The 9,142-nt window shown below is 36.6% G+C and carries 4 protein-coding genes; 3 read left to right on the top strand and 1 reads right to left on the bottom strand.

All coding sequences use genetic code 11. The features are described from left to right. On the top strand, window positions 1-199 hold a 199-nt coding region (locus LVD51_RS18090; protein ID WP_236972779.1), incomplete at its 5' end, for a hypothetical protein. 62 nt (window positions 200-261) lie between these two features. On the opposite strand, the gene LVD51_RS18085 is transcribed toward LVD51_RS18090, so the two are convergent. Beyond that, window positions 262-654 (bottom strand): hypothetical protein, encoded by a 393-nt coding sequence (locus tag LVD51_RS18085; protein ID WP_236972778.1) that lies wholly within the window; start codon window positions 652-654, stop codon window positions 262-264. A gap of 544 nt (window positions 655-1,198) precedes the next feature. Here LVD51_RS18085 and LVD51_RS18080 point away from each other — a divergent pair. Together LVD51_RS18080 and pbpC are read left to right on the top strand one after the other, a co-directional pair. Next, complete coding sequence (locus LVD51_RS18080; RefSeq protein ID WP_236972777.1) at window positions 1,199-6,751, top strand: alpha-2-macroglobulin family protein; 5,553 nt, start codon at window positions 1,199-1,201, stop codon at window positions 6,749-6,751. Between the two features lie 25 nt (window positions 6,752-6,776). Next, entirely contained in the window at window positions 6,777-9,092 is a 2,316-nt protein-coding gene (gene pbpC, locus LVD51_RS18075) for a penicillin-binding protein 1C (protein ID WP_236972776.1), read from the top strand. The last annotated feature ends 50 nt before the right edge of the window (window positions 9,093-9,142 follow it).

The following is a 9,142-nucleotide window of genomic DNA, read 5'->3' as shown; positions in this document are numbered from 1 at the left end:
TTCTTCTTTCCTTTTTCATAATTATAAAGTTAACATTTGTAGCTTAACTATTAGTGTTGAATTTTATACTATATCCAAGGGAAGTCACGCCGGAGCACTGTGGTTTAAAACCCATCGATTTACGGGGCAGTCACGCCTCGGCACAGAGGCCTCGGTTCCTTCGCCAAATGCCGATTTACGGCATTTGGTTGCCTTTTAGGCAACTTCGCTCAGTCATCATCAAAAATTCTCAAAACACTATTGCCGATGTAGCTCTATTCATTATTTAATCACCACAATACGATACAAATATTTGACCTTGTAAAAATTTAGGTAAAATAAGGCTGTAACTACAATCAGTTGTATTATATTTAAAAGATCAATATTGGTAATCTCATTTGCAATAAATATAGCAATCATTAATAGTACTCCAATTAAGTTAATTGGATTCTCTTCAATTCTCAGCTTTAAGTTTTTGCGATCTCGGTAGGGTTTTAGGTCAAAATACATTTTACCACCCCAATCCAACTTAAAGCTCATCTGATTCACCGGTTTATCAATAGTAATATTCAATTCTTTATTTCTAAGGAGTCGATGATATTTCTTATCATTGATAGAGATTAGATAGGGTCTAAAAAAACTCATTATTGATTTTCTTGTAATATTTAACTTCATAGTTGTTATTCTTTGTTAATAAATAGATCATCCATTGATAATATATTGGTAATTAATCAGTATTCCTTAGATCCATTAACTTACTATTTATTTTAAATAGTAAAATTGAAAATGGGCCTCATTTATTTTATTGTATCTGCTTTGGGGATAGCAAGCTTGATTGTTATATTAAATGCATTTAGTACAAGAAGCAATTCTTTTCGACTACACATTAAAAGGTTATTACTCGAAGTTATTTAGTAAAAATAATAATAATGTTTTATATAATTTGTATAATAGAATATAAATGTGTTGCGATTATTTTGTTCTATTATTTTGTAAAATGATATAGGTGTTTTCTTTTCGATTTATAAATAATCCCTTTTAATACAGAATAGATATAGAATAGAATGCTAATTTTGTATTATAAAGATTGCGGATATTTTACCCTTATTTTACTGAGAATTATATAGATTATATTTTCTATATTTAATCGTCTTACTAATGGTGATATATCAACAATTGCTTAATTTACTTTTCATTAAATGATGCTAAACGACATCCTATGAGCAAGTTCCTCTTAAAATTACCCTTTGCAATATGTTTTCTAATTGCCCTCCTTCACATACAATGCAATTCCAATCGAGGGGATAGTAGTCAAAGTAAAACATCATTTGACCCATCCTACATCGCTGGTTTTACCTCTGGTTTAATTAGTAAAAATGACAAAGTCATAATCAAATTGGTACACAAAGTAGGTGAAGACCTTATAAACAGAGGAATAGATAAATCTCATTTTCGTATTCAACCCAATATAGAGGGTGATTTATTATGGGAAGATGAACAAACTCTAACGTTTATTCCAAAAAATGAATTTACATCTGGTGAGAAATATGACCTTCATTTAGATCTCGATAAAATACTCGATGAATCATCGGTACAGCCTTTTTCATTGCATATACAAATACTGCCTCAAGCCATACAAGTGAAGGTAAAAGGAATGGAAGCCTATAATTTTTCGAATCCCAAATCTCAAAGGGTCATTGGGGAATTAACAACTTCAGATAATGCCATCAACAGTGAAATTGAAACCATCATAAATGCAGAACAAAAGGGTAGAAATCTACCTATTCGATGGAATCATGAAGCTGGAAAGAATCGACATGAATTTGTAATCGATAGTGTGATTCGATCTAATACCTCATCATTAATTGAGTTGACTTGGGATGGAAATAATATTGGGGCCGACCAATCTGGAAAAGAAGAAATAAAAGTGCCGAGTATTAATAGTTTCGAATTAGTCCAGACCAATGTATATCAACAACCCAGTCAATACATTGAATTGTATTTTTCTGATAAACTCTCAGATAGAATCGATTTTAAGGGATTGGTGTATTTAAAATCTGGAACTGAATGTAGATTGAGTAAGGAAGGCAACCGACTATTAGTTTACCCCAACAACGTACTTTCTGGTGAAGATGTCATTATCATTGAGCCCTCAGTTGCCTCCAACACCAATAAACAATTAGGTGAAAAAATACAGCGAACAGTTCATTTTTCAGCAGAACTTCCCGCATTGGCCATAGTCAATCAAGGAGTTATCCTTCCTTCATCCAAAGGATTGGTCTATCCTTTTAAAGCCATTAATTTAAAGGCAGTTCATCTCAGTGTATTCAAAATACTAGAAGAACAAGTCGATCAATTTTTACAGATTAATGAATTGGATGGAGAAGACCAACTCAGTAGAGTGGGACGAGTTGTCTACGAAGACGACATTGAGTTGTTGAGCGACAAAAACATAGATTATGGCAAATGGAATGCATTTTCTATCGATCTTTCATCCATCATGAAAGTCGAACCTGGTGCACTATATAGGATTCATTTGAGTTTTGACCCTAGCCAATCATTGTACCCTTGTCACGAAGCCATTGATATGGAAAAATATTCTAGGGAAACCAAGTCAAATATGGAAGGTCCTCAAGATTCATATTGGAATTATTACAACAATTTCAATTATGAGAATTATAGATGGCAAGAACGGGATAATCCATGTCATCCGACTTACTATATGATGGATTCACGTATGATTAGACAAAACATCCTTGCTTCTGATCTCGGTATAATAGCCAAAGGACTGGATAACAATTCCTTTAATATCTCTGTCAATAATATTTTGTCCACTAAACCAGAGAGCGATGTAAAGGTTGAAGTCTATAATTATCAATCAGTTCTACTGGACAAAGGTCAAACCGACAACAATGGCAACATTAGTTTTAATCTTTCTAGTAAACCGTTTCTTTTGGTTGCAAGTAAGGACAATCAAAAAGGCTATCTCCGTCTTGACGATGGTTCGGCACTATCTGTATCTATGTTTGATGTGGGAGGAAATGATTCTCAATCCGGGGTAAAAGGTTATATCTATGGAGAAAGGGGGGTATGGAGACCAGGAGACTCCCTTTTCCTCACCTTCGTTTTAGAAGATCAACACAAAGCGTTGCCAGAAAATCAACCTGTTATTTTTGAATTATACAATCCCTCTCATCAACTCTATACACGATCAGTTCAAAATCAAGGAATTAATGGTTTCTACACCTTTAAAACCCAAACTACTGACGATGATCCAACAGGAAATTGGATGATTCAAGTCAAGGTCGGAGGACAATCATTTGCGAAAACCCTTAAAATAGAAACAGTTAAACCTAATCGTCTTAAGATATTATTGGAAACAAAAAATGATATTATAGTACGAAATTCAAATGAGAAGATAAACCTTGCCGTAACTTGGCTTCATGGAGCCATTGCCAAAGGATTGAAAACCGATGTGGAATTGAGACTGCAAAGTGGCAAAACCCAATTCGATAACTTTACCGATTATTCATTTGACGATATCACACAATCCTTTGACCAGCAGCAAAAAATTATTTTTGAAGGAAACTTAGATAACAGTGGAAAATTGTCATTTAACCATGGCATTGATATCAAAACCAAAGTGCCCGGTAAATTAAAAGCCAATTATAAAACCAGAGTATTTGAGAAAAGTGGTGACTTTAGTATAGATAATTACGAAGTAGATTATTCACCTTATTCTTCCTATGTCGGAGTGAAGATTCCAGAGGGCAAGGGATGGAATGGAGCTTTATATTCTGATCAACCTATTGAAATACCAATTGTAACCGTAGACGAAAATGGCAAAAAGATAAATCGAAATGGACTAAAAGTGGAGATCTTCGATGTCAGATGGCGTTGGTGGTGGGAATCTAGCCAAGAAGATGACCTCAACCGCTACGTCAGCAACACTTCTGAAAACCTAATTTCTACTGATGTTATCAATACGCAAAACGGTACAGTTTTCTATTCACTGACCTTTGATAAACCAAGTTATGGACGTAAACTAATTCGCATTACCGATCCTGTTTCTGGTCATACCACCAGTGCGGTATTCTATGTTACTTATCAAAATTATTGGACAGATGGTCAACGCGATAATTCTGAAGGCTCGGAAATGTTGACCTTTAAGACAGATAAAGATATTTACCAAGTAGGGGAAGAAATCGAAATTCAACTCCCTATCTTTAATGAAGGTCGGGCATTAATCAGTATCGAAAATGGATCGTCTATCTTAGATCAATTTTGGGTGGAAGCTGGACCTAATTCTGACAAAGTAAAAATTATAGCCACGGCAGATATGGCCCCTAACGCCTACCTCAATGTATCCCTTATTCAGCCACATGCAAGAACCAGTAATGACCTTCCCATTAGATTATATGGCATACAGGCCATTAGAGTAGAAAATCCCGAATCTCATTTAAATCCTCAAATTATTATGGAGGATGAATTACAGCCAGAAAGTAAAGTCACTATTAAAGTGAAGGAAGAAAATGGTAGACCTATGACCTATACATTAGCTGTAGTTGACGAGGGATTGTTAGATTTAACCCGGTTTAAAACCCCGAATCCATGGGATGTATTTTTTGCAAAACAAGCTTTAGGGGTGCGAACATGGGACATGTATAAATATGTTATAGGTGCATATTCCGGAGAGATGGCAGGACTTTTGGCATTGGGAGGAGATGAATATTTGAGGAATAACGACAACACTAAGGTCAATCGTTTTAAACCGGTAGTCAAATTTTTGGGTCCCTTCACACTAAAGTCTCGCAAATCCAATAGCCATTCATTTGTTATGCCCAATTACGTTGGTTCAGTTCGCGTAATGGTAGTTGCAGGAAATGAGGGGAGCTACGGATCTGCTGAAAAAACTTGTGCGGTCAAAAAACCGCTAATGGTCTTGGCCAGTCTGCCCAGAGAATTGGGCCCGACAGAGAAACTTTCACTGCCAGTTACCGTTTTTGCCATGGATAAAAATGTCAAACGAGTCAATGTTTCTGTAGAAGTAAACGACGCATTACAAATTTTGACTAGTCCCAGTAAGACCATTGAATTCAGCCAAACCGGTGATCAGTTGGTTAATTTTGATCTATTGGTAAATGAAACTATTGGAGCCGGTAAAGTCAAAGTAACGGTTAGCGATCGAAAATATTCGGCAACGGATGAAATTGATATTGCTATTCGGGCATCCAATCCGAGAATTTATGAAAACAATATGGATGTGGTTTCACCGGGAAGTAATTGGCAATCATCCTATACCGCCATTGGTATGTCAGGTAGTAATGAGGCCAGTATTGAGATATCGAAGATTCCTACCATCGAATTAGACAAACGTATAGAGTATTTAATCCAGTATCCCCATGGTTGCTTAGAACAAGTAACCTCAGGTCTTTTCCCTCAATTGTATCTAGATCAATTATTGACCCTGACGGGGAAACAAAAAGATGAAATTCAAAGAAATATCAATGCTGGAATTAAAAAATTACAGCAATTTCAAAGGCAAAATGGGGACTTATCTTATTGGCCTGGAAACTATGACAATATCTCCAGTTGGGCCAATAGTTTTGCTGGCCATTTCTTGCTATCTGCCCAAGAGAAAGGTTATTCTATTCCCCCTCAGTTTTTAAAATCCTATATTAACTATCAAAGTCAGGAGGCCAACAATTGGGTACCGAGCCAATATGTGAATGCCAAAAGTCAAGGCGAATTGATTCAAGCCTATAGGTTATTTGTATTGGCCAAAGCGGGTTCAGCTCAGTTAGGTGCCATGAATAGATTGAAAGCTATTCCGAATCTTTCCATTAGTGCATCTTGGCGATTGGCTGGAGCATATGCTTTGATTGGCAAGAAAGAGATCGCTTTGTCCATGATTCAATCTCTAACAACTACAGTAAGTAACACCCCAAATCAAAATTTGACTTATGGTAGCACCATCAGAGATGAAGCCATGATTTTGGAGGTCTTACATTTATTAAATGAAGAGGTCAAAGCAAAAAATATTTTTGATCGCATTGCTCTTCAACTGGGGTCTTCGACTTGGTATAGCACACAGAGTACAGCCTACGCTTTACTGGCCATTGGTCAATACCTGGGTAAACAAGAAAACTCCATTGTAGAATACAGTGTGGAAATAAACGGAGAAGTTCAAAAATACAGCAGCGATGTAGCTGTAAATATTATTGAATTACCTATTCACAACAACAGCAACGGTCACATAAAAATAAATAATACAGGATCTGTTAAGATTTTTACCAATCTAAAATTGTCTGGTATCCCTGTAGTAGGAGAGGAGAAAAATATTCAAAACGACTTAATTCTAAGTACCGACTATTATACACTCGATGGACAGCCCATCAATCCACAATCTACGATTCAAGGTCAAGATATAATGGTGTCTGTGACGGTTAAAAATCCAGGTTTAAGGGGGAAATATGAGAATCTGGCCCTCACTCAAATATTTCCTTCTGGTTGGGAAATACGAAACACCAGATTTGATGGGTCTGTGAATACCCTGACCTCAAAATTGTATGACTATATAGATTTCAGAGATAATCGCGTATATACCTATTTCAATCTAAATAACAATGAAACCAAGACATTTGAAATCATGGTCAATGCCAGTTTCACGGGACATTATTATTTGCCTGCAACTTCTTGTTCTGCTATGTATGACCATTCTATTTCAGCAGTCGTGCCTGGAACTTGGGTAAATGTAGTAGCTGGGGAATAAGGTTTTTGAATAAATTCTATACAATTTGAATAGGGGGAAATACAGCAGTAAAAGACTAGTGATAGCAGGAGTATTATTCCTGGTTATCCTTGTGTGGATATCGATTAAACGTCCTCTTTTTAATCAACCTCATGCCACAGTGATCACCGATGTTGATGGCAGATTGTTAGCCGCAAAAATTGCTTCTGACGGTCAGTGGAGGTTCCCAGAAATTGACAGTTTACCAAGTCAATATATAACTGCGCTTCGATATTTTGAAGATGAGTATTTTTTTTACCATCCTGGTGTCAATCCTATTTCTTTTATAAAAGCAATAGTTACCAATTTAAAAGAATCTTCAATTAAACGTGGTGCCAGTACCATCACTATGCAACTGGTTAGATTATCTCGTGAAAATAAGCCGAGAACTTATGTAGAAAAATTAATAGAAATTGTCTTAGCTATTAAATTGGAATTTCAGTACACGAAGACTGAGATACTAAAATTATATGCTTCTCATGCACCATTTGGGGGCAATGTCGTAGGTATATCTGCAGCGTCTTGGCGATATTTTGGTCGTGAACCACGGTACCTTTCATGGGCAGAGGCGGCCAGCCTTGCTGTCCTGCCCAATGCACCATCATTGATATTTCCCGGTAAGAACCAAACTGCCCTGCTGCAGAAAAGGAATCGACTATTAAATAAGCTCTATCAAAATGGTGAAATGGATAGGGTAACCTACGAATTAGCTTTAGCCGAAGAACTGCCACAAAAACCATTTCCGCTACCGCAATTCACCCCACATTTACTACAATATGCCATGAAAAATGGAACTGCTGGTCAACAAATAACATCTACAATAAACAGAACTTTACAAAGTAATATCAACCAATTACTGGATGGATACCACCAGCAATTGTCTCAAAACCATGTACACAACGCCGCTGTATTGGTCCTTGACATTAAAAACAATACCGTCATTAGTTATGTGGGCAATACCAATTGTAAACACCCTGACAGTGGAAGAAATGTAGATATTATCCAATCTTTGAGAAGTACGGGAAGTACGCTTAAACCTTTTTTATATGGAGCTCTACTTGATCGAGGTAAAATACTTCCTGAAACCTTGGTTGCCGATATTCCGACTAGGATATCTGGATATGTTCCACAGAATTTCAATAGGAAATTTGACGGTGCAGTCACAGCACAAGATGCATTGACCAGATCATTGAATATACCAGCTGTGAGATTGCTTCAAGAATATGGAACCCCTATTTTTTGCAATAAATTAGAGGAGTTAGAACTAACTTCCATAGATAAGGGCCCAGATCATTACGGACTATCCTTGATATTGGGTGGTGCAGAATCCAGTTTATGGGAATTATGTCAAGCTTATGCTATGATGGCTAGAAAATTAAACGGCCAAAAGATCAATAAACCAACTTATATAAATGCACAACCGAATGTAGAGGAATATGAATTGCCATCTTATTCCGCTTTTTCGATTTACCAATTGATGGAAATCCTGACCGGCTTAGAGCGTCCAGATGCTGAAGGAGCATGGAATATTTTTGATTCCTCTAAAAAAATTGCTTGGAAAACCGGCACTAGCTTTGGTCAACGAGATGCTTGGGCCATTGGATTAACCCCTGAATATGTGGTAGGAGTGTGGGCTGGAAATGCAGATGGTGAAGGCCGCCCAGGATTAACAGGCATACAAGTTGCCGCTCCAATTATGTTTAATGTTTGGTCAATGTTACCTGCAACGACTTGGTTTTCGAAACCCCATTCTGGGTACATTTCTATTGATGTATGTAGTGAAAGTGGATATCGAGCCGGACCGTATTGTTCTCATACCCATAAATCAGAGATATCCTATCCATCCAATCAATTGGATCAATGTCCATTTCATCAACAAATATTTCTTGATTCTACCTTACAATATCGAGTCAATAGCCATTGTTATCCAATAGCAGCAATGGAGAAAGTCAATTACTTTATTCTACCTAGAATTGAGGAATATTATTACAAAGCCAAACACCCAAATTATAAATCCATTCCCAGATTTCATGAAGATTGTATGCATAGTATGGACCGTAATATGGAATTGGTTTATCCCAAAATCAACAGTAAAATATTTATCCCTAAAACCCTAGATGGTTCTTTGAGTCCGTCCATTTTTGAAGTAGTTCATAGAATACCTAACACGACGATCTATTGGTATATAGATCACGATTATTTAGGACAAACAAGGGATGAACATAAAATGGAAATAATAAGACGTCCAGGAAAACAAGTGCTTACACTGGTGGACGAATGGGGAAATACCATTAGTCAATCCGTAGAATTTATAGAAAAATAATTGAGGAATAATTCATGCATGGCATAGTCTAAAACCATTACACATAACAA

This window comes from Membranihabitans marinus (genome assembly GCF_021729155.1).
Classification (GTDB): Bacteria; Bacteroidota; Bacteroidia; order Chitinophagales; family Saprospiraceae; genus Membranihabitans; species Membranihabitans marinus.
Note: the sequence above shows the minus strand (reverse complement) of the source record. Positions and strands in the feature narration are given on the sequence as shown.

What these genes read in the sequence shown, in the direction of transcription:
- LVD51_RS18080 (WP_236972777.1), top strand. Translation starts at nt 1,199, where the DNA reads ATGAGCAAGTTCCTCTTAAAATTACCCTTTGCAATATGTTTTCTAATT.
- LVD51_RS18085 (WP_236972778.1), bottom strand. Translation starts at nt 654, where the DNA reads ATGAAGTTAAATATTACAAGAAAATCAATAATGAGTTTTTTTAGACCC.